Source organism: Achromobacter sp. UMC71 (assembly GCF_014170305.1).
GTDB lineage: Bacteria > Pseudomonadota > Gammaproteobacteria > Burkholderiales > Burkholderiaceae_B > Achromobacter.
The window spans coordinates 448,580-467,924 of record NZ_LZZT01000031.1 but is presented as its reverse complement, the minus strand read 5'-3'; the positions used below and the strand labels follow the sequence as shown (position 1 = coordinate 467,924).

The window sequence follows — 19,345 nt, the reverse complement described above, 5'->3', positions numbered from 1 at the left end:
AGACCATCGGCTCCACGCCCGCCGAGCTGGACACTTTCCGCCGCGCGGAAATCGAAAAATGGCAGCGCGTGGTCAAGGAAGCGGGCCTGAAGCTGGATTGAAGACCGACGGACCGCCCGCGGCGCGGCATCCCGGAGATGCCTGGCGCGTGCGCGGACGGTCCACAACCGGATTGCCGGTCTTGTTAATGCATCGGGGGCCCGGGTAAAAGCAAAAAGAACAGCAAAAAAACGGGCGCCCCGAAGGGCGCCCCAAGACCGGCAATCCGGTTGTGGACCGTCCGCGCACGCGCCAGGCATCTCCGGGATGCCGCGCCGCGGGCGGTCCGTCGGTCTTCAATCCAGCTTCAGGCCCGCTTCCTTGACCACGCGCTGCCATTTTTCGATTTCCGCGCGGCGGAAAGTGTCCAGCTCGGCGGGCGTGGAGCCGATGGTCTCGGCGCCGATGCCTTCGAGCTGTTCGGCGATCTGCGGGTCCTTCAGCACCTTGGCCAGCGCTTGCGAGACCTGGTTGACGATCTCGGGCGGCGTGCCGGCGGGCGCGAACACGGCGTTCCATTCGTAGGATTCATAGCCGGGCACGCCGGATTCGGCGATGGTGGGCAGGTCGGGTGCAGTCTTTGAACGTTGCGAACCGCCCACGGCCACGGCGCGCAGTTTGCCGTTCTTCACGTGCTGCCAGGCCGAGCCCATGCTGGCGAACATCACCGGCACCTGGCCGGACATGACGTCGATCATGGCCGGGCCGCCGCCCTTGTAGGCCACGTGCTGCAGCTGGGTCTTGGCCAGCAGGTTGAACAGTTCACCGGCCAGGTGCTGCGCCGAGCCGGGGCCGGCCGAGGCGAAGTAGACGTGTTCCTTGGCGCCGGGCTGGCCCAGCTTGATCAGGTCGGCCACCGTCTTGACCTCGTACGATGGCGTCACGACCAGCACGTTGGGCACGCGCAGCAGCAACGACACCGGGGCGAAGGCGGTCAGGGTGTCGAACTGCATCTTGGGATGCAGGGCGGGATTCTGGGCATGGTTGGACGCGTCCAGCATCAGCGTGTAGCCGTCGGGCTGGGCCTTGGCCACGACCGCGCCGCCGATCATGCCGCCGGCGCCGCCGCGGTTTTCAATCACCACCGGCTGACCCAGTTCGGCCGCCAGCTTGGGGCCGATCAGGCGGGCCACCACGTCCACCGTGCCGCCGGGCGGGTAGGTCACGACCAGCGTGACGGCGCGCTCGGGATAGGCGGCAGCCGCCGCGCCGGCAGCGCCGGCCAGCAATCCGGCGGCGGCCAGCAGGCTGCCGCGGCGGGCGAGGCGTTTGAACAGAGGGGTCATTGGGGGTCTCCTGAAAATTGGAACAGCTGCAACGGCGTGTCGGCTAGGACGGCGCGCCGCTGCGCGGGGTCGTCGATCCAGTCGTCCAGCCACTGCGTCGCCGCAGGGTAGGACGCCAGGTGGCGATGCTCGGTGTGGGGCCAGTCGCTGCCCCACATAAGGCGGGCGGGCGTGTAGGCCTGCAGCAATTGCTGCGTGGCCACGCGGCCCGACGCGCCACAGGCGGGCGCGGCCCAATTGCGGTAGGGGGCCGACAGCTTGACCCAGACGCGGCCGCTGTCCGCCTGCCCCAGCAGATAGGCAAAGCCCGGGTCGGACACGCCCAGCGCCGGGTCGGGCCGGCCGAAGTGATCCACCACCACGCGGCAGCCCGCCTGCAGCAGCGCCGGCATGATATCGGCCAGGCGCGCGGCCTGCACGTGGATTTCGACGTGCCAGCCCAGCGCGTTGACGCGGTCCAGCAGGTGGCGCCAGGCGGGCGCCTGCACGTCGGGCAGGGGCAGGCCGATCAGGTTCAGGCGCACGCCGACCACGCCGGCCGCGGCCAAGGCGTGCAGCTCGCCGTCCGTGATGGCCGGGTCCACCACCGCCACGCCGCGCAGCCGCTCGGGCTGGGCGCGCAGCGCGTCAACCAGGAAGCTGTTGTCGGTGCCCAGGAAGCTGGGTTGCACCAGCACGCCTTGCGTCAGCCCGTGGCTGTCCAGCAGGGCCAGGTACTCGGCCAGCGTGGCGTCGTAGTCGGGCGTGTGGCGGCGCGTGCCCGCCAGCGCCAGGCCTTGCCGGAATACGTGGGCGTGGGTGTCGACGGCGGGGCCGGTCGCGGACGGGGGCAAGACAGTCTCCTGGGCTGGTGCGGAGCCTTTGCCCGCACGCTTCTGTAAGGTTTTGTAAGGCGGGATTGTAGGGACGTCAGGTATAGTTTTCCATTCTGGAAAAACGCTTTATTTATATTGAATTGATATGGAAACCCGGCACCTGCGCTATTTCCTGGCCGTGGTGGACCACGGCAGCGTCAGCCGCGCGTCCGAATGGCTGGGCATCGCCCAGCCCGCGCTCAGCCAGGCCCTGGGCCGCATGGAAAAAGACCTGGGCGTACGCCTGTTCGACCGCTCGCGCCAGGGCACCACCCCTACGCCGGCCGCCGCCGCCATCCTGGAAGACGTGCGCGCCAGCGTGGCGCGCATTGACGCCGCCGCGCGCCGCGCCCGGGAAATCGGCCGCGGCAGCGCGGGGCAGCTGACCGTGGGGCTGGTTTCGTCGGCGCTGTTCAACACTTTGCCGCGCGCACTGCGCGAAATGCGGCGCCAGGCGCCCGGCGTGCGCGTGATCTTGCGCGAAATGAGCAACGCGGAGCAGGCCGAGGCCCTGCAGACGGGCGAGATCGACATCGGCCTGATGCATACCCCGGTGGCGGTGGGCGGCCGCATGCGTGAACGGCAGCTGCTGCGCGACCGGCTGGTGGCGGCGGTGCCGGACGAATTCGAGGTCGCGGCCGACGGCCAGGTGTCGATGGCGCAGATCGCCCAGGCCGGCCTGGTGATGTATCCGCAGTCGCAGTTGCCCGCTTTCTATGCCGACATCCTGGATGCCATGCGCAAGGGCGGGCACGACGCGCACGTCAACCAGGAAGCCAACCGCACGCTGACGGTGCTGGCTTGCGTGGCCGGCGGCTGCGGCGTGGCGCTGTTGCCCAGCTGGATCCGGTCCATGGATTTTCGCGGCGTGCGTTTTTGTGAAGTGCGCGACGGCGAGCGCCTGCCCAGCTTCGACCTGAGCGCCATCTGGCCGGCGCGCTCGGTCCCGACGCTGGCGGACATGTTCGCCAACCTGGATCTGGGCGAAGGCTGACCGCGGCGGTCCGGCAACCATTGCCGCCGCTGGATGCCCCCCCTTCTTGCGCCTATCCCGCGCCGCCTTTCACTCGCCCTTCAGTTACGCCGGCGTACGCTTAAGCCACGCTTAAGACCGCGTTTTCGCCGGAACTAGCCCCCCTGGACCGTTCTAACCAAAAACGACGCTAGAGGGGCATGTCATGGATCTGAACTGGCAGCAGCAGCTGTGGGAAAGTGCGCTCTGGCTGGCGCGCGCGTTCGGCATCACCGCCGTCGCGTTGGCGCTTGTCTCGCTGGCGCTGTCGCGCTGGACCGATTGGGGGCGCAAATTCTGGCGCCTGGCCTGGCCCTACCTGACGCCGCGGCGTAGCTGGAAACCGCTGCTGACCCTGGCCGCGCTGCTGTTCCTGGCGATGTTCTCGGTCCGCATGACCGTGCTGTTTTCCTTTTGGTACAACGGCTTCTACAGTGCGTTGCAGGCGCTGGACCCGACTGCGTTCTGGCGCTTCCTGGGTATTTTCTCGGTGCTGGCCAGTGTGCACGTGGTGCGCACGCTGGTGGACAGCTATGCCGGCCAGGCCTTCGACATCCACTGGCGCGTCTGGCTCAACGACCGCCTGACCCGCGACTGGCTGGGCGCGCGCGCCTACTACCGCGGCCACTTCGTCGGCGAGCCGGTAGACAACCCCGACCAGCGCATCGAGCAGGACATCGCGATGTTCGTCACCGGTTCGCGCAGCCTGGCCATTGGCGCCTTGAGCGCCATGGTGTCGCTGGTGGCGTTCACGGGGATCCTGTGGAATCTGTCGGGGCCGCTGGGTATCGCGGGCGTCGAGATTCCGCGCGCGATGGTGTTCATGGTCTACCTGTACGTCATCGTCGCCACGCTGTTCGCCTTCAAGATCGGCCGGCCGTTGATCCTGCTGAACTTCCTGTCCGAGCGGCTCACCGCCAACTTCCGCTACGCCTTGCTGCGCTTGCGCGAGAACGCCGAGAACGTGGCCTTCTACCAAGGCGAAGAAGTCGAGCGCGCCACGCTGTGGACGCGGTTCTCGGCCTATATCGCCAACTTGTGGGCACGCGTGTACCGGGGCTTGAAGTTCGATGGCTTCAACCTGACTGTGAGCCAGATCGCGGTGGTGTTTCCCTTTCTCTTGCAGGCGCAGCGCTTCTTCAGCGGCGCCATCAAGCTGGGCGACGTCATGCAGACCGCGCAGGCGTTCGGGCAGGTGCAGGATTCGCTGTCGTTCTTCCGGACTTCCTACGATTCGTTCGCGCAGTACCGCGCCACGTTGAACCGGTTGGCCGGCTTTCTGGACGCCAACGCCGCGGCGCGCGAGCTGCCGGCCATCGCGCCGCTGCCGTTGCCCGACGGGCTGGATATCTTCGATCTGGACGTGTCGCGGCCCGATGGCCAAGCCCTGCTACGGCAATTGAACCTGTCGCTGCGGCCGGGCCAGGCCTTGCTGATCAAGGGCCCGTCGGGCAGCGGCAAGACCACCTTGCTGCGCGCATTGGCCGGACTGTGGCCGTACGCGCAGGGCACCGTCAAACGGCCGCAGGGCGCGGCCGCGCTGTTCCTGTCGCAACGGCCCTATCTGCCGCTGGGCGCGCTGCGCGATGCCGTGGCGTATCCAGGCCACGCGCAACCGCAAGACGACGCGCGCCTGGCCCTCGCGCTGCGGCAAGTGAATCTGGGGCACCTGACCGGCCGCCTGGATGAAGCAGCCGACTGGTCGCGCATCCTGTCCATCGGCGAGCAGCAACGCGTGGCGTTCGCCCGCGTGCTGTTCAACCGGCCGGCGATCGTGTTCCTGGACGAAGCCACCTCGGCCACCGACGAAGGCCTGGAGCACATGCTGTACAGCCTGCTGCGCCAGGAACTGCCGGACTGCATGCTGGTCAGCGTCGGGCACCGCAGCACGCTCGACCCGTTCCATACGCACCGCTTGGCGCTGGATGGAGCGGGCGGCTGGACGACGGGGGCGCTGGGCAGCGCGGGTGACGCGGCGCTGGCGCGGGTAGCGGCTTAGGCTTTCGCCTGGTCAGCGGGGGGCGAGCGGGGCGGCGGGTAGCCCGCCAGCGCCACGCCAGCCCGTTCAGGTGCCCACGCGCAGCGGCCCCGTCAGCTTGCGCAGCACCGCGATCACGCTTTGCGCGGTGATGCGGCCGGTCTTGGGGTTGGCCGACGGGATGTTCTGGATTTCCATCGAGAACGAGGCCGAGTCGGACGTCACTTCGACGCGGTGGATATTGCGTTCCAGCGACGGATCGGCCCAGATTTCGAGCGTGGTGCGGTCCGGTCCGATACCGGCCAGCGACACACTGACCGCGACGTTCAGGTTGGCCGGGAAGCCCACCGCGGCTTCGCGCGGCGAGCCGCGGAAGATCAGGCGCGGCTCGGTGATGTCGGCGATGTCGATATTGTTGTCGACCAGGTACGGCGCGCCCAGCAGGCCGCGCACGGGCTTGCGGGTGATCATGGTGACCGAGTGGATGACGCCTTCGGCGGCGGCCGTGATGGCGTCCAGGCCCAGGATGGCGCCGGACGGCACCAGGATCTGGCCATGGTGGCGGCGCGCCAGTTCGATCAGGTCGTCGTGGCGCAGCAGCGCGCCCGAGCTCAGCACCACCAGCTTCTTGCCGGCCTTGAGCACCGGTTCGGCCAGTTCACGAAACACCGCGGCGGGCGCGCATTCCACCACCACGTCGCAGTGCTCGGCCAGTTCGCCGATGGTGGTGAAGGCGGGGGCGGCTTGCTGCCACGTCACGGCGGGCGCGGCCTTCGGGTCGCGCACGGCCACGGCGGCCAGGGTCAAACCGGGCAGGCCGGCGTCCAGGGATTGCGCCACGGCCTGGCCGATGGCGCCGAAGCCGGCGATGCCGACGCGGTAGCTGTTCATGGAGAATTCCGGATGAAAGTCGCGGCGAACCGCGGGAGTCGAAGGCTCGGCTTGCAGGCGGCGCGCCGCCCAGCCAGGGGGTCGGCGGTCACTTTAGCGAGGGGGCGGGCGGGCGTCAATGATGCGCCGCGTAAACTTACGCCTTGCATCACGCGATCCATTGCAAGGAGCCGGGCCATGCGCATTTCCGCCGAAACCCCCGCCGACATCGACGCCATCTTTGCGTTGACCCAGGAAGCCTTCCGCGACCATCCGCACAGCCAGCAGACCGAGGGCGGCATCACCAATGCGTTGCGCGCGGCCGGGGCGCTGACGCTGTCGCTGGTGGCGCGCGAGGATGGCCGCGCCGTGGGCCACATCGCGTTCTCGCCGGTCACCATCAGCGACGGTTCAACCGATTGGTACGGCCTGGGGCCGGTGGCGGTGCTGCCGGCGATGCAAGGCCGCGGCATCGGGGCGGCCTTGATCCAGGCGGGGCTGGACCAATTGAAGGCGCGGGGCGCGGCCGGCTGCGTGGTGATGGGCGATCCCGCCTATTACCAACGCTTCGGTTTCGTGGCCACGTCGGCGCTGACCTATCCCGGCGTGCCGCCGGAGTATTTCATGGCGCAGGTGTTCACGCGGCCCGCCCAGGGGCAGGTGGATTACCACGCGGGGTTTGCGCTTTCCAACTCGAATTCCGGTCCCGTGTAGTCGGTCGCGACCTGCACCTCGCCGCGCACCAGGCGGGCCGACCAGTCATCCAGGATGCGGCGTTCTTCGGCGCTGACATCCGCGCCCAGCACCAGCCGCAGCGACGCGCCGGCCTCCAGGCCGAAGTGCGTCACGGCGCCCACCCGCAAGGCGCCGGCGGCGTGATCGGCGGCGGCGCGTTCGACGCACAGGCCCGAATCGGCCAGCGCCGACGCCAGGAACACCGCCGGGTCGCGCGCCACCCAATCGAGCACGTTGCCGATCTGGCGCAGGCCGTGGCGGCGGCAGGCGCCGGTGATGCCTTCCCGGCCGCCGTCCATCATCGCGAACACCACGCGGGCGCCGCGAGCGGCCAGCGCCTCGGTCCAGGCGCCGGCCAGCGCGGGATCGTGCTGGTTGCCGCAAAAGCCCGTCAGCGGATCGTGGCCGCGGACCCGGCGCACGCCGTCGGCGTAGGCCGCGCGGCCCTTCAGCCCGGGCCGCACGCGTTCGCCCGACAGGTGCGCGGCGCCGCCGCGCAGGCCCGCCAGCACGCCGGCCAGGAAGGCGCTGTGTTCCTGCAGGATTTCATACGAGGCTACGTTGGCGGCGTGATGGCTGCCCTGGGTGATGGCGAATTGCGTGGGTGCAAAGCGCGGCGCCACCTGGGCCACCGGCACGTCGCCCTGGCCGCCATGCACGATGACCAGATCGGGACCCGCGGCGCACAGCGTCGCCAGGCGCGCGGCGCGCGCATCCGGATCGTTGTCCGCGATCCATTCCAACTGCAAGGCATGGCCTGCCCGGGCGGCGCGCGCGGCGCCGTCGATGGCGGCCTCGTTGAAGCCGCCGCGGCCCGGGTGGCCGAACAGCACCAGCAGCCGGCGCGCGCTCACAGACTGGCTCCCGTTGCCCGCACCACCGGCCCCCAGGCATCGGCCTGGCGGCGCACGAAGTCGGTGAATTCGCTGGGTGTTTTTTCCGCCAGCACGAAACCCTGGCCCTCCAGCTTGGCGCGCAGATCGGGCGTTTGCAGCACCTGCGTCAGCGCGGCGTGCAATGACTGGCTGATGGCGTCGGGCAGGCCGGCCGGCGCCGACAAGCCGATGAAGTTCTCGGCCACCAGGCCCGGATAGCCCAGTTCGCCCACTGCGGGAATCGCGGGCGCCTGCGGCACGCGTTGCTGCGTGGTGACCGCCAGCAGCCGCAACTGGCCGGTGCGCAGGAATGGCAGGTTCTGCGGCAGCGCATCCACCGCGAAGCGGATCTGTCCGCCCAGCAGGTCGTTGCGCATGGCGCCCGAGCCCTTGTACGGGATGTGCTGCAGCGGCGCGCCGGTCTGGTGCGCATACAGCTCGCCCACGATTTGCCCCACGGATGCCAGGCCGCCGCTGCCGTACTGCACGGGCTCGCGCTGCGCCTTGATCCAGTCGGTCAGTTGCGCGAAGGTCTCGGCGGGCACCGATGGATGCACCACGAAGGCGGTCGGCACCGCGCCGATGTAGGCGACGTGGCGAAAGCTGGTCAGCGGGTCGTAGCTGTGCTGCGGCATCAGCGCGGGCGAGATCGACAGGGGCGCCGAATTCGACATCAGCAGCGTGTAGCCGTCGGCCGGGGCCTGCGCCACTTGCGCGGCACCCAGCGTGGAGCCGGCGCCCGGACGGTTCTCGATCACGATGGGCTGGCCCAGCAGCTCGGCCAGGCTGGGCGCGAGGAGGCGCGCGGCGATGTCGCTGGCGCCGCCCGGCGGAAAGGTCACCACCAGCCGGATGGGGCGTTCGGGCCACGCGGCGGCGCGCGCGGCGCGGGGCCGCGCAAGCGGCAATACCAGCGCGCTGGCAAGCAGGAGTCGGCGTCGGGAGATCGGCATGGCGGTACGGCTCTTTGGCGGCAAAGGGCCGTACTGTAGGAAACCGTGCGGCGTCCCACAAAGACTTTATGGCGGTTTGCTTATGCCCGCCGCGCGCCAGGCGCGGGCGGGCGGGAACGCACGCCTTGGACGTGCGCGTTGCGGGCCTGCCGCGGCAGGCAGGCCCGCAGGCCTTAGCTGCCCTTCTTGGCGCGGGCCATGTAGTCGACGGTCAGGTTCGACAACGCGCGCACGCCGTTGATCAGGCCCGATTCGTCTACATAGAAGCGCGGCGAGTGGTTGGGCGCGGCGGTTTCCGGGTCGGTGCCCTTGGGCGTCACGCCCAGGTAGAAGAACATGCCCGGCACTTTTTCCTGATAGAAGGAAAAGTCTTCCGACGCGGTCGATTTGGGTTGCAGGCCATAGTTGCCTTCGCCGGCCACGCGCCGCAGGGTCGGGCCCATTTCCTCGGTCAGGGCGGGGTTGTTGACGGTGGCGTTGTAGAGCTCGACCACTCGCACGTCGGCCTTGGCGCCCGCGCTTTGCGCGATCATCGCGGCCGTGCGTTCGATGCGCTGGTGGATGTCTTTCTTCATGCCTTCGTCATACGTGCGGATGGTGCCCGTCATGGCGACATTGTCCGGCACGATGTTCATGCGGTTGCCGCCGTGGATCGCGCCCACGGTGATGACGGCCGGCTCCAGCATGCTGTTGATCTGGCGGCTGGGAATGGTCTGCAGGCCCAGGATGATCTGCGAGCTGACCACGATCGGGTCGATGCCCGACCAGGGACGCGCGCCGTGGGTCTGCTTGCCGGTGACGTCAATCCAGAACTGGTCGGCCGCCGCCATCGCCGGGCCGCTGCGCCATGACAGCTTGCCCACCGGGTAGCTGCTGGATACGTGCAGGCCGAAGATCGCATCGACCTTGGGATTTTCCAGCACGCCTTCCTGCACCATCATCTTGGCGCCCCAGATCTTCTTGCCGTCCGGCTCGAAGTCGGCCGGGCTTTCCTCGGCGGGCTGGAAAATGAATTTGACGCTGCCGGGCAACTGGTCCTTCATGCCGGCCAGCACTTCGGCGGTAGCCATCAGGATGGCGGTGTGGGCATCGTGGCCGCAGGCGTGCATCACGTCCACTTCCTTGCCCAGGTAGGTGCCCTTGGCCTTGGAGGCGAATGGCACATCGACCTGTTCCTTCACCGGCAACGCGTCCATGTCGGCGCGCAGGGCCACCACAGGGCCGGGCTTGCCGCCCTTGAGCAGCGCGACCACGCCGGTACCGGCCACGCCGGTCTTCACTTCCATGCCCAACGCGCGCAGGTGGTCGGCCACCAGCTTGGACGTGCGGTTTTCCTGGTTGCCGAGTTCGGGGTGTTGATGGATGTCGCGGCGCCAGGCGATGAGCTTGTCTTCGATGGCTTTGGCGCGCTGGTCGATCTGCGCGGCCAGCGCCGCGTCGGGCGCGGGCTGCAGCGGCCCTTGGGTGCCGGGCGCGCTCTGCGCCGCGGCCGGGCCGCTCAGGGCCAGGTGCGCGGCCAGGGCCAGGGGCGCCAGGCGGAACAAGGTTTTGCGGTGTTTCATGGGCTGTCTCCTCTCGGTTGTTAACCTGTTATTGGGCGGAAATCTTACCCGAGCGGCAGCCCCTGGTCGCGTTTTTTACGGATGCTTAAACACCGTGTCGTTTGATTCCGCGCGCTGGAATTTCGCGCGCTGCAATTCACTGTGACATCACGCCGTGTGCAGCACCGGCCGCGCGCCGCGTGTGACCATCAACAGCAGCGCCGCGGCCAGCAGCGACAGCGCGCCGGCCCCCGCCATGGCGGCATGGAAGCCGCCCGCCAGTGCGTCGGCGAACAACGTTGCCACGACCTGCGGTTGCGCGGGCAGCACATGCTGCGTGATGGCGGCGCGCGCTACCGCGGCCGCATCGTCCTGGCCCAGCCGCGCGAGCGCCGCGGTCAAGGTGTCGACCGCGCGTGCGCTCATCAGCGCGCCGAGCAGCGCGATGCCGATGGTCATGCCGGTCTGACGCAGCGCGTTCATGGTGGCCGACGCCATGCCGGAGCGTTCGCGCGGCACCGTTGCCATGACGGCCATGCTGGTCGACGGTACCGCCAGCCCCATGCCCAGGCCCAGCACCACCATCAGCGCACCCGAGACGGCAAAGGGCGTGTGGGCTTCAAAGCGCATCATGCCCAGCATGGCCGCGCCGATCAGTCCGTAGCCGGCGATCATCAATCGCGGCAGGCCGAAGCGGACATTCAAGCGGCCGAAGACGGTCGACATCAATCCGGCCGCCACGAACTGCGGCGCCAGTTGCCCGCCCGCGGCCAGGGGCGACAAGCCCTGCACGTGTTGCAGATACAGCGAGAAAAAGAACAGGCTGCTGTAGCCGCCGAAGCCCAGCACGAACGAGGCGAAGTTGGTGACCGCGAAGCCCGCGTCGCGGAACAGCCCCAACGGCAGGATGGGACGCGCCACCGTGCGTTCGACCCACAGGAAGCCGATCAGCCCCACGGCGGCCACGGTCAGCGCCGCCACGGCCTCGCGCGCTTGCCAGCCATGCTCGCCGGCCGCGATCAGGCCGTAGGTCAGCGCGCCCAGCCACACCACGCTGAGCGCCTGCCCGATGGGGTCGAATGCGGCGTGCTCGGGATGCGCGCTTTCCTGGATGCTCCACAGGCCCAGCCCGATCGCCAGCGCGCCCACCGGCAGGTTGATCAGGAAGATGCTCTGCCAGCTGAAGTGCGCCACCAGCACGCCGCCCAGCATGGGCCCCACGATCAGCGAAATGGCATTGCACGAGGCCCATACGCCGATGGCTTGGGCCCGCTCGCGGGCGTCGGGGAAGGCCTGCGTCAACAGCGACAGCGCGCCCGGTATCAACAGCGCGCCGGCCACGCCCTGCACGGCGCGGCCGACCAGCAGCATCGGCAGGTTGTCGGCCAGGCCGCAGAGCGCCGAGCCCACGGTGAACAGCAGCACGCCGGCCAGCCACGAGCGCTTGCGGCCGTAGCGGTCGCCCAGGGGGCCTGCCGACAGCATGAAGGCCGACAGGAACAGGGCGTAGGCGTCCACCACCCATTGCAGGCCGGCCATGTCGATGCGTAGCGCGGCCTGCATGGTGGGCAGCGCCACGTTGACGATGCTGATGTCCAGGATGGTGATGAAGCTGCCCAGGTTGACGGCAAGCACCAGGGCACGGCGGCGGCTAGGGGTCATACGGATGGCCGGAAAGGGAAGGAAAGCCGTATTCTAATAACCGACTGACCGTCGGTCAATAAATAAGAGAATCATTCTCGACATCCATTGGGGGACGGCTCCTCTACACTGGAGATCGTTGAAAATGAAAGGATTGCCGCAAGCGATGGCCACAGTTCCCGCCAAAGCCGCCAAGGTCGCAAAAACCGCCAAGGTCGCCACAGCCGCCAAAGGCGCCACATCCGCCGGCGCGGCAAGGGTCGTTCCGCCCGCCACGCCGCGCACCAAGCCCGCCCCGGTGCGCCTGGACGAACTGATGGCCGCGGCCGAAGATCTGTTCGTGCGCCAGGGCGTCGAAGCCACCACCATCGACGGCATCGTCGCGCAGGCCGGCGTGGCCAAAGGCACGTTCTACCACTACTTCTCGTCCAAGGCCGATGTGCTGGCCGCCCTGCGCGCCAAATTCTCGCAGGGCTTCCTGGACCAGATCGACCAGGCCATGGCGGCCTGTCCGCCGGACGATGGCGTGGCGCGGCTGCGCGCCTGGACGCGGGCCGGCGTGCAGGCCTATTTCGACGGCTACGCGCTGCACGACGTGGTGTTCCACGACACCCATCATCCGCACCGCGGCGTGGATGAACGGGTAGCCGTGCTGGCACAGGCCGAAGCCATGTTGCGGCAGGGCGCCGACGCCGGTTGCTGGCGGCTGGACAACCCCGCCTTGTTGGCGATCTTGCTGTATCACGGCATGCACGGCGCGGTAGACGATTGCATCGCGCGCGGCGCCAGCGATGCCGGCACGTTGTCGGCGCAGTTGTCCGCGATGTTCCTGCGGCTGGTCGGCGCGCCGGCCTGATCCCGCGGCGAGCCGGCGGTGGCCGGCCCGGGCTAGCGCCGCAGGTTCGCCGTCAGTTCAGCTTGATCCCCAGCGCCTTGATCAATGGCCCCATCTCGGCGCGGTCCGCGGCGATGGTATCGGCCAGTTCCTGCGCACTGCCGCCGATGGGAATCATGCCCAGCGTCTGCATCTGCGCTTTCATGGCGGGGTCTTTCAGAATGTCCGACACCGATTGCTGGATCCGCGCGATACGGTCGGCGGGTACGCCGGCCGGGGCCATCAGGCCGATCCAGGGTTGCGGCGCGTAGTCGCCCATGCCCGATTCGCGCAGGGTGGGCGTGTCGGGCAGGCCGGCGAAGCGCTCGGGGCTGGTGATTGCCAGCGCGCGCAGGCGGCCGCTGTCGATCAGGCCTTTAGAGCTGGATGGCGCATCCAGCCCCACGTCCAACTGGCCGCCGATCAGGTCGTTCTGCGTCTTGCCGGACGACGACGACGGGATGTACAGCGCCTTGATACCGGCGCGCCGCGCGGTCTGCTCCCACACCAGATGGAACGCGGTGCCGATCGAAAACGAGCCGACGGTCAGATTGCGCGTCTTGCTGTCGCGCACGAAATCCTGCCAGGTCTTGATCGGGCTGTCGGCGGGCACGATGAAGATGAACGGCGTGCGCGCCACGAGCGCCACGGGTTGCAGGTCTTTCTGCGGATCGAACGGCAGGCTGTCTACCGCGAAGGGCACGATGGTCACCGACGAGGCCACCACCATGCCGAGCGTGTAGCCGTCCGGCGCGGACTTGACCAGCGCGCCGGTGCTGATGATGCCGGAGGCGCCCGGCTTGTTTTCCACCACCACGGCCTGGCCCCAGGCCACCGACAGTTTGCTGGCCAGCACGCGCAGCATGACGTCGACCGGGCCGCCAGGCGGGTTGGACACGATGATCTTGACCGGCTTGTCCGGATAGGCCGCGTTGGCGGCCGCGGGCAGCAGCAGCGCAAGCGCGAAGGCGAGATGCTTGAACATGGGTATTCCCCTTGTGTATGTGTGTTCTATATGGCGTGCGCCCGGCCGGCGTGCGTCATGCCAGCAATTGCAGATGCGGGGCCGCGGGCCAGTCGGGCGCCTCGCCCCGGATGAAGGCGATCCAGGCGCGTTGCGTGGCATCGGTCAGGCGGCGGGCCTGCGCGGGCGGCAGGCCTTGCAGCATGGGCGCGCCGGCAAACGCGTCCAGCGTGCCGAACACGAAGGGCAGTTCGATGCAGTGGCAAGCCTTGAAGGCTTCGGCCGGCCCGACGTCAAAGCGCGCCAGCCACGCCTGCCGGCCCTGCGCGGCGGCATCCTCGGCCCACTGCCGGGACGCCGCGCCGAACACGGCTTCGCTGGCGGCCTGGCTGTCGGGGCCGGTGCCGTTGCCGGGAAACGCGGCCATTTCGTCGCGGGTGTAGGCGACCAGCACGTCGGCGCGGCCGGTGGCCTGGCGCAAGGCCGGCGCGATGTCGGCGGGCAGCACCTGGCCGTCCAATACGGGGGCGAACAGGCTGCGGCGGCTGCCTTCGGCCTGTAAGGCGGCGCTGACCTGGGGCGCCTGCTGCGCGGTCAGCAAGCGCTCTGGCGGCAGGGCGCGGGCCTCGTCCAGCGTGGCCGCGCCCGCGGCCTCCAGGAACACGCGGCCCAGCGTCTCGGCTTGGGCCGCGCTGCGCCAACCCCGCCCCAACGCGGCGCTTTGCAGGATGGCGCGGGCAAAGCGCGGCCGCCGCGCCAGCATGGCGCAAATCGACGACGCGCCGGCGGACTGGCCCATCAACGTAACGCGCTCGGGGTCGCCGCCCAGGTCCAGGATGTTGTCCATCACCCAATCGATCGCGGCCTCCTGGTCCAGCAGGCCGGCGTTGGCGGTCTGGCCGGGCACATACAGCCAGCCCAGTGCGGCCAGCCGGTAGTTCACCGCGACCACCACCAGGTCGCCCTGGGCGGCCAGGCGGGCACCGTCGTACCAGTCCAACGCGCCGCCGCCGCTTTGCCAGGCGCCGCCGTGCAGCCACACCACGACGGGCCGGCGGCGCGCGTCGGCGGCGGGCGTCCATACCGTCAGGTGCAGGCAGTCTTCGGATTGCGGGGCGCTGAAGTCGCCCATGGCGCCGCGCAGGCGCGAAGGCAGTTGCGGGGCGACGGGGCCGGGGCGGGTGGCGTCCAGCGGGCCCTGCCAGGGCGCGGCCGGCTGGGGCGGCGCGAATCGCAGCGGACCCAGCGGTGGCGCGGCATACGGGATGGCGCTGTAGCGGCAGACGCCGTCCTCGCGCAAGCCAGTCAGCAAGCCGGCGCGCAGCCGGGCCTGGACAGTATCGGTCATGGTGTTGCCCCTTGTCGTTGTCGTCTGCGCGGCGCCTGCGGGCGCCGCTGTCATCGGACTATGGTAGGGACGAACGGGGCGCGGGTGCCATGCCGGTTTCGAACCGGGCCATGCGCAACCCGCATACCTGGCGGACCGGGGGCTACTTCAGGATGCGCGCATCCATGCTGTTGTCGGCCAGGGCCTGCGCCTGAGCCTGGCTCATGCCCAGATGCTCGTACAGCGCGTAGAAGTTTTCCGTCACGTAGCCGCCGAAGTAGGCCGGATCGTCGGAATTGACCGTGACCTTCACGCCGGCGTCCAGCAGCGACAGGATGTTGTGCTGGGACATGTGATCGAACACGCGCAGGCGGGTGTTGGACAGCGGGCAGACAGTCAGCGGGATCTGCTCGTCGATCAGGCGGGCCATCAGGCGCGGGTCTTCCGCGGCGCGCACGCCGTGGTCGATGCGCAGCACCTTCAGCAGGTCCAGCGCTTCCCAGATGTACTCGGGCGGGCCTTCCTCGCCTGCGTGCGCCACCGCCGGCAGGCCTTCGGCGCGCGCGCGGTCGAAGACGCGCTGGAACAGCCGCGGCGGAAAGCCCATTTCGCTGCTGTCCAGGCCCACGGCGATGAAGGCGTCGCGGTAGGGCAGCGCTTCTTCCAGCGTGCGCATGGCGGCTTCTTCGGGCAGGTGGCGCAGGAAGCTGAGGATCAGGCCGCTGCTGATACCCAGCTTCTTGCGGCCGTCTTCCAGCGCCTGGCTGATGCCGCCCAGCACCGCCGCGAACGGCACGCCGCGGTCGGTGTGCGTCTGCGGATCAAAGAACGGTTCGGTGTGCACCACGTTCTGCTCGTGGCACTTGACCAGGTAGTCCCAGGTCAGGTCGTAGAAGTCCTGCTCGGTACGCAGCACGTCGGCGCCCAGGTAGTACAGGTCCAGGAATTCCTGCAGGTTGCCGTAGTTGTAGGCGCCGCGCAGGGCATCGATATCCGCCCACGGCAGCGTTACGCCATTGCGGCGGGCCAGCCGGAACAGCAGCTCGGGTTCCAGCGACCCCTCCAGGTGCAGGTGCAGTTCCGCCTTGGGCAGAGCGTTGAGCCAGTCGTACATGGGTGCTCCTAATCAGTGTTAACTCGCGCTGGGTGGATGGACTGGCCGGTGATGGCCTGGGCCACCGTGTCCGCGAAGGCCCGGGCCTGGCGGGTGCTGGGCCGGTCGCGGCGCCAGATGGCCGCCAGCGGCGATTTGCGCAAGGCCGGCCGGGCCGTCAGCACGATCACTTCACCGCGCGCCTCGCGCACCGCCGCAACGCTGCCGGGCAGCATCCACAGATAGTGTCCGGTCATGAGCATCTCGCGGCCGAATTCCAGCGACAGGGCGCCGATCATATCCGGAATCGGCAGGCCTTCCTGGTGCAGCAGCATTTCCAGCTCGCCGCGGATGCGGCTGCCGGGCAGGGCGGTGATCCACGGATAGGTCACGCATTCCGCCAGCGGCGCGTCGCGCCGCCCGGCCAGCGGATGCGCGGGGCCGCAGACCAGCACGACGGGGTCTTCCAGCAAGGTGGCCGAGCGGTAGACCTGCGGATTGACGGTGGACGAGAAGCGGCTGATCAGCACGTCCAGCGCGCCCGCGTCCAGGTCTTCGATCAGGCGTTCGTGGGTGCCGATCTCCAGTGTCAGCGTGATGCGCGGATAGTCCTGGCGAAAGCGCGTGGCCGCCTGGGCCACCGGCCAGCCGGCGAACATGGAAAAACAGCCCACCGTCAGGCTGCCTTCGTCGCCGCGGGACAGCGCGGCCAGGTCGATTTCGGCTTTGCGAAAACCCGTCAGCAGCTGCCGTGCATGGCGGCACATGGCCTCGCCCAGCGGCGTGCAGCTGGTGCCGCGCGCCGTGCGTTCAAACAGCCGGGCGCCCACCAGCTCCTCGATCTCGGCGATGGCGCGCGACAGCCCGGACTGCGTGCTGTGCAGCTGCGTGGCCGCCTTGGACAGGTTGCCCAGTTCGGCGACCGTCAGCACGATCTCCAGGTGCCGGGTGCGGAGTTTTCCTTTGAAAGGCGTCATGACGGGCGGGGGGCGGCTGGCATCCGCCGATTATTCTCCGCCGCCGCGGCCTTGGCAACGCGGGGTTTCGGTATAGTTCGACGCCATGGGACTCGACATGATGGCAATAAAAACGGAGACACTGCCTGCCGCGGCGTTCAAGAATGCGGCGACGGGCAGGGCTTTGGCGCGCGCCATCCGCCTGGCCGCGGGCGCCGTGGCGCTGGCCGGCCTGTCGGCCTGCGGGGTGTCCACCGTGGACGAGCTGCGGGTGACCTGGCCCGATTTCAAGCAGGGCGCGCCGCTGGTGCTGCCGTCGGACCCGGCGCAGTGCCCGGACCTGGCCGGCACCTACCGCGCGGCCGGCGAGCGGCGTGCCGGCGACGCCCCGGTGGACGGGTTGGACGATCTGCAACGCTTTCTGGCCAACACGCTGACGCTGCCCGGCCTGCGCGACACCGCCGAGCGTCAATGGCAGCCCACGGCCAACGCCACCGTGACATTCAACGCCGCGACGGGCGGCTGGCGCATCCAGGCCGACGACGGCAAGGGCGGCGGCAGCGCGGCGTGGCTGGGGCAGCGCGATGGCGCCGTGGACCCGGATCCGGTTGATCCCGCGCAACCGCCGTCTTTCGGCGTCGTCCGGTACACCGGATGCACCCAGGGCCGCTTCTGGGTGACGGCGCGCCGCGACTGGCACCAGTACGAATCCATGGGTGTGTACCGCTACGTGGCCGTGTTGCGCCCGCAAGCGGGCGGGCTGCTCGTCAGCGTGCAGCGCGAGTCGCACAGCATCGGTCTGCTGCCCTGGTATTCGTCAGACACCTCGCAGGCGCAATATTGGTTTGCGCCGGCGGCCGCGAAGTAGCGGGCGCGGCTTGAGCATCGCTGGCGCCCCGACCGCATCCCCGTCGACCGTTCTCGCCCGTTTCGTGTCCGGCCCGCTACGCGGCCACGTGCTCGAAATGGTGCTGACCGGTTGGACCAGCATGCTGGCTGTGTTCGGCGTGGAATTTCTGACCCTGCTTTACCTGGGCACCCTACGCGACGAAGCCGTGCTGGCAGCAGTGGGTTTCGGTTCCATGACCCTGTTCACCGTCATTTCCGTCGCCATGGGCGTCACGGTGGGCGGGGTGGCGCGGGTATCGCGTGCCTTGGGCGCTGGCGATGCGCGCGAGGCCCGTCGCATGGCGGCGGCGTCGTTGGTGCTCATGGCATTGGCGATGGCGGTCTCGGCTGCCCTGTACCTGGCGGCCATCGGCCCGTTCACCCAGGCGATAGGCCTGGCGCCGGACGTGCGGGCGTTGGTGTTGTCCTACGTCGCCATCACGGCGCCGTTCGCCACCGTCATGGGCCTGGGCATGATGCTGTCCAATCTGCTGCGCGCGGCCGGGCATGGCCGCCAATCCATGTGGGTGCTGCTGGCCGGCACCGCCACCGTGGCGGTGCTGGATCCGCTGGTGATCTTTGTGCTGGACGGCGGCATGGTCGGCGTAGCCTGGGCTGGGGGCATCGGGCGCGCGGCGACGCTGGCGCTGGGCGGCTGGCTGGTATTCGGCAAGCACCGCCTGGTGGCGAGGCCCGAGCGCGCGCGGCTGGGGGCCGAACTGGCCGCAGTGGGCCGCATCGCCTTGCCGGCCGGGCTGAGTGCGCTGGCCACGCCCGCCGCGGTCATCTTCACCGCTTCCACCTATGCAAGCTTCGGCCCCAGCGTCATGGCCGGCGCCACTGTGGTGGACCGGGTGCTGCAGCTGGCGTATTCGATGTTCTTCGTGCTGCCGGGCGCCATCGGCCCGATCCTGGGCCAGAACCTGGGCGCAGGGCACTGGGACCGGGTCCGCCGCACCGTGCGCCTGACGGCCGGGGGGGCCCTGGCGTATGGATTCGGCGCGGCGCTGCTGCTGGCGTTGCTGGGGCCCTGGATCGCTGACCTGTTCAAGGTGTCTGGAGAGGGCCGCGAACTAGTGCTGTTCTTCTGTCGCTATGGCAGCTTCGCCTGGGCGGTCAACAGCTTCTTTTTCGTGTCCATCGCGGTCTTCAACAACCTCGGCCACGCCACCTACGCGACCGCCATCGGCTGGCTGCGCGCCACAGTTGGCACGCTGCCCTTCGTGTGGCTGGGCGCGCGCTACGGCGGGCCGGAGGGTGTGCTGCTGGGGCAGACCCTGGGCTTTGGGCTGTTTTCCTTGCTGGCGATGACGCTTTGCCTGCACGTGCTGCGTCGCCCGCCTGCCGGCTTGGCGCGGCCGGCAGGTCAGACCGCGTAGCCGCTGCCCGCTGCCCACAATGGCGGCGTCTGGGGGGAACCGGTCAAGGCGGGCCGCTTGAAGTGGGATAAGTGGGTCCG

17 protein-coding genes are annotated in these 19,345 nt (G+C 69.2%); 6 read left to right on the top strand and 11 right to left on the bottom strand.

Translation table 11 applies throughout. The annotated features are described in order from the left end of the window. Nucleotides 1–335: 335 nt before the first annotated feature. Nucleotides 336–1,325: a tripartite tricarboxylate transporter substrate binding protein gene (locus A9974_RS16330; RefSeq protein ID WP_183005194.1), complete on the bottom strand. Its 990-nt coding sequence runs from the start codon at nt 1,323–1,325 to the stop codon at nt 336–338. After that, the gene (locus A9974_RS16325; RefSeq protein WP_183005193.1) at nt 1,322–2,158 is read right to left on the bottom strand and encodes an amidohydrolase; all 837 of its coding nucleotides are present in this window, start codon (nt 2,156–2,158) and stop codon (nt 1,322–1,324) included. Before A9974_RS16325 ends, A9974_RS16330 begins: the two co-directional genes overlap by 4 nt. A gap of 127 nt (nt 2,159–2,285) precedes the next feature. On the opposite strand from A9974_RS16325, the gene A9974_RS16320 reads away from it, so the two are divergent. Together A9974_RS16320 and A9974_RS16315 are read left to right on the top strand one after the other, a co-directional pair. Next, complete coding sequence (locus A9974_RS16320; RefSeq protein ID WP_183005192.1) at nt 2,286–3,173, top strand: LysR family transcriptional regulator; 888 nt, start codon at nt 2,286–2,288, stop codon at nt 3,171–3,173. Between the two features lie 184 nt (nt 3,174–3,357). Beyond that, nucleotides 3,358–5,190, top strand: coding sequence for an ABC transporter ATP-binding protein/permease (locus tag A9974_RS16315; protein ID WP_183005191.1), 1,833 nt, complete (start codon nt 3,358–3,360; stop codon nt 5,188–5,190). Nucleotides 5,191–5,256: 66 nt separating this feature from the next. Here A9974_RS16315 and A9974_RS16310 read toward each other — a convergent pair whose 3' ends face one another. Continuing rightward, nucleotides 5,257–6,117 (bottom strand): aspartate dehydrogenase, encoded by an 861-nt coding sequence (locus tag A9974_RS16310; RefSeq protein ID WP_255468200.1) that lies wholly within the window; start codon nt 6,115–6,117, stop codon nt 5,257–5,259. 120 nt (nt 6,118–6,237) lie between these two features. Here A9974_RS16310 and A9974_RS16305 point away from each other — a divergent pair, with 120 nt between their 5' ends. After that, nucleotides 6,238–6,753, top strand: a complete 516-nt coding sequence (locus A9974_RS16305; RefSeq protein ID WP_183005189.1) for a GNAT family N-acetyltransferase — start codon at nt 6,238–6,240, stop codon at nt 6,751–6,753. Here A9974_RS16305 and A9974_RS16300 read toward each other — a convergent pair. The 4 genes from A9974_RS16300 to A9974_RS16285 form a co-directional block, all read right to left on the bottom strand. Continuing rightward, nucleotides 6,705–7,628: a BMP family ABC transporter substrate-binding protein gene (locus A9974_RS16300; RefSeq protein WP_183005188.1), complete on the bottom strand. Its 924-nt coding sequence runs from the start codon at nt 7,626–7,628 to the stop codon at nt 6,705–6,707. The genes A9974_RS16305 and A9974_RS16300 overlap by 49 nt on opposite strands. After that, nucleotides 7,625–8,602 carry a tripartite tricarboxylate transporter substrate binding protein gene (locus A9974_RS16295; RefSeq protein WP_183005187.1) on the bottom strand — a complete coding sequence of 326 codons (978 nt, stop codon included), beginning with the start codon at nt 8,600–8,602 and terminating at the stop codon, nt 7,625–7,627. The genes A9974_RS16300 and A9974_RS16295 overlap by 4 nt, the downstream gene beginning before the upstream one ends. A gap of 173 nt (nt 8,603–8,775) precedes the next feature. Further along, nucleotides 8,776–10,164, bottom strand: coding sequence for an amidohydrolase (locus tag A9974_RS16290; RefSeq protein WP_183005186.1), 1,389 nt, complete (start codon nt 10,162–10,164; stop codon nt 8,776–8,778). 147 nt (nt 10,165–10,311) lie between these two features. Next, the gene (locus tag A9974_RS16285) at nt 10,312–11,805 is read right to left on the bottom strand and encodes an MFS transporter (protein WP_183005185.1); all 1,494 of its coding nucleotides are present in this window, start codon (nt 11,803–11,805) and stop codon (nt 10,312–10,314) included. 145 nt (nt 11,806–11,950) lie between these two features. Between A9974_RS16285 and A9974_RS16280 the strand changes: the two genes are divergently transcribed. Then, nucleotides 11,951–12,640, top strand: a complete 690-nt coding sequence (locus tag A9974_RS16280) for a TetR/AcrR family transcriptional regulator (protein ID WP_255468186.1) — start codon at nt 11,951–11,953, stop codon at nt 12,638–12,640. Nucleotides 12,641–12,692: 52 nt separating this feature from the next. Here the strand turns inward: A9974_RS16280 and A9974_RS16275 are convergent, their stop codons facing one another. From A9974_RS16275 to A9974_RS16260, 4 genes are all read right to left on the bottom strand, one after another. Then, a complete protein-coding gene (locus A9974_RS16275; protein ID WP_183005183.1) occupies nt 12,693–13,643 on the bottom strand; it encodes a tripartite tricarboxylate transporter substrate binding protein in 951 nt (316 codons plus the stop codon). 55 nt (nt 13,644–13,698) lie between these two features. Further along, on the bottom strand, nt 13,699–14,970 hold the full coding sequence (locus tag A9974_RS16270) for a carboxylesterase/lipase family protein (RefSeq protein WP_183005182.1): 1,272 nt from the start codon (nt 14,968–14,970) through the stop codon (nt 13,699–13,701). Nucleotides 14,971–15,112: 142 nt separating this feature from the next. Further along, nucleotides 15,113–16,063 (bottom strand): adenosine deaminase, encoded by a 951-nt coding sequence (locus tag A9974_RS16265; RefSeq protein WP_183005181.1) that lies wholly within the window; start codon nt 16,061–16,063, stop codon nt 15,113–15,115. 8 nt (nt 16,064–16,071) lie between these two features. Beyond that, complete coding sequence (locus A9974_RS16260; protein ID WP_183005180.1) at nt 16,072–17,019, bottom strand: LysR family transcriptional regulator; 948 nt, start codon at nt 17,017–17,019, stop codon at nt 16,072–16,074. 97 nt (nt 17,020–17,116) lie between these two features. Between A9974_RS16260 and A9974_RS16255 the strand changes: the two genes are divergently transcribed. Both A9974_RS16255 and A9974_RS16250 read left to right on the top strand, forming a co-directional pair. Beyond that, nucleotides 17,117–17,866 (top strand): hypothetical protein, encoded by a 750-nt coding sequence (locus A9974_RS16255; RefSeq protein ID WP_255468185.1) that lies wholly within the window; start codon nt 17,117–17,119, stop codon nt 17,864–17,866. A gap of 10 nt (nt 17,867–17,876) precedes the next feature. After that, nucleotides 17,877–19,265, top strand: coding sequence for an MATE family efflux transporter (locus tag A9974_RS16250; RefSeq protein WP_255468184.1), 1,389 nt, complete (start codon nt 17,877–17,879; stop codon nt 19,263–19,265). Nucleotides 19,266–19,345 lie beyond the last annotated feature (80 nt).

Bases quoted from the DNA above. Each gene is read 5' to 3' on its own strand.
- A9974_RS16330 (WP_183005194.1), bottom strand. From the start codon at position 1,325: ATGACCCCTCTGTTCAAACGCCTCGCCCGCCGCGGCAGCCTGCTGGCC.
- A9974_RS16320 (WP_183005192.1), top strand. From the start codon at position 2,286: ATGGAAACCCGGCACCTGCGCTATTTCCTGGCCGTGGTGGACCACGGC.
- A9974_RS16315 (WP_183005191.1), top strand. From the start codon at position 3,358: ATGGATCTGAACTGGCAGCAGCAGCTGTGGGAAAGTGCGCTCTGGCTG.
- A9974_RS16305 (WP_183005189.1), top strand. From the start codon at position 6,238: ATGCGCATTTCCGCCGAAACCCCCGCCGACATCGACGCCATCTTTGCG.
- A9974_RS16295 (WP_183005187.1), bottom strand. From the start codon at position 8,602: ATGCCGATCTCCCGACGCCGACTCCTGCTTGCCAGCGCGCTGGTATTG.
- A9974_RS16290 (WP_183005186.1), bottom strand. From the start codon at position 10,164: ATGAAACACCGCAAAACCTTGTTCCGCCTGGCGCCCCTGGCCCTGGCC.
- A9974_RS16285 (WP_183005185.1), bottom strand. From the start codon at position 11,805: ATGACCCCTAGCCGCCGCCGTGCCCTGGTGCTTGCCGTCAACCTGGGC.
- A9974_RS16280 (WP_255468186.1), top strand. From the start codon at position 11,951: ATGGCCACAGTTCCCGCCAAAGCCGCCAAGGTCGCAAAAACCGCCAAG.
- A9974_RS16275 (WP_183005183.1), bottom strand. From the start codon at position 13,643: ATGTTCAAGCATCTCGCCTTCGCGCTTGCGCTGCTGCTGCCCGCGGCC.
- A9974_RS16270 (WP_183005182.1), bottom strand. From the start codon at position 14,970: ATGACCGATACTGTCCAGGCCCGGCTGCGCGCCGGCTTGCTGACTGGC.
- A9974_RS16265 (WP_183005181.1), bottom strand. From the start codon at position 16,063: ATGTACGACTGGCTCAACGCTCTGCCCAAGGCGGAACTGCACCTGCAC.
- A9974_RS16260 (WP_183005180.1), bottom strand. From the start codon at position 17,019: ATGACGCCTTTCAAAGGAAAACTCCGCACCCGGCACCTGGAGATCGTG.
- A9974_RS16255 (WP_255468185.1), top strand. From the start codon at position 17,117: ATGATGGCAATAAAAACGGAGACACTGCCTGCCGCGGCGTTCAAGAAT.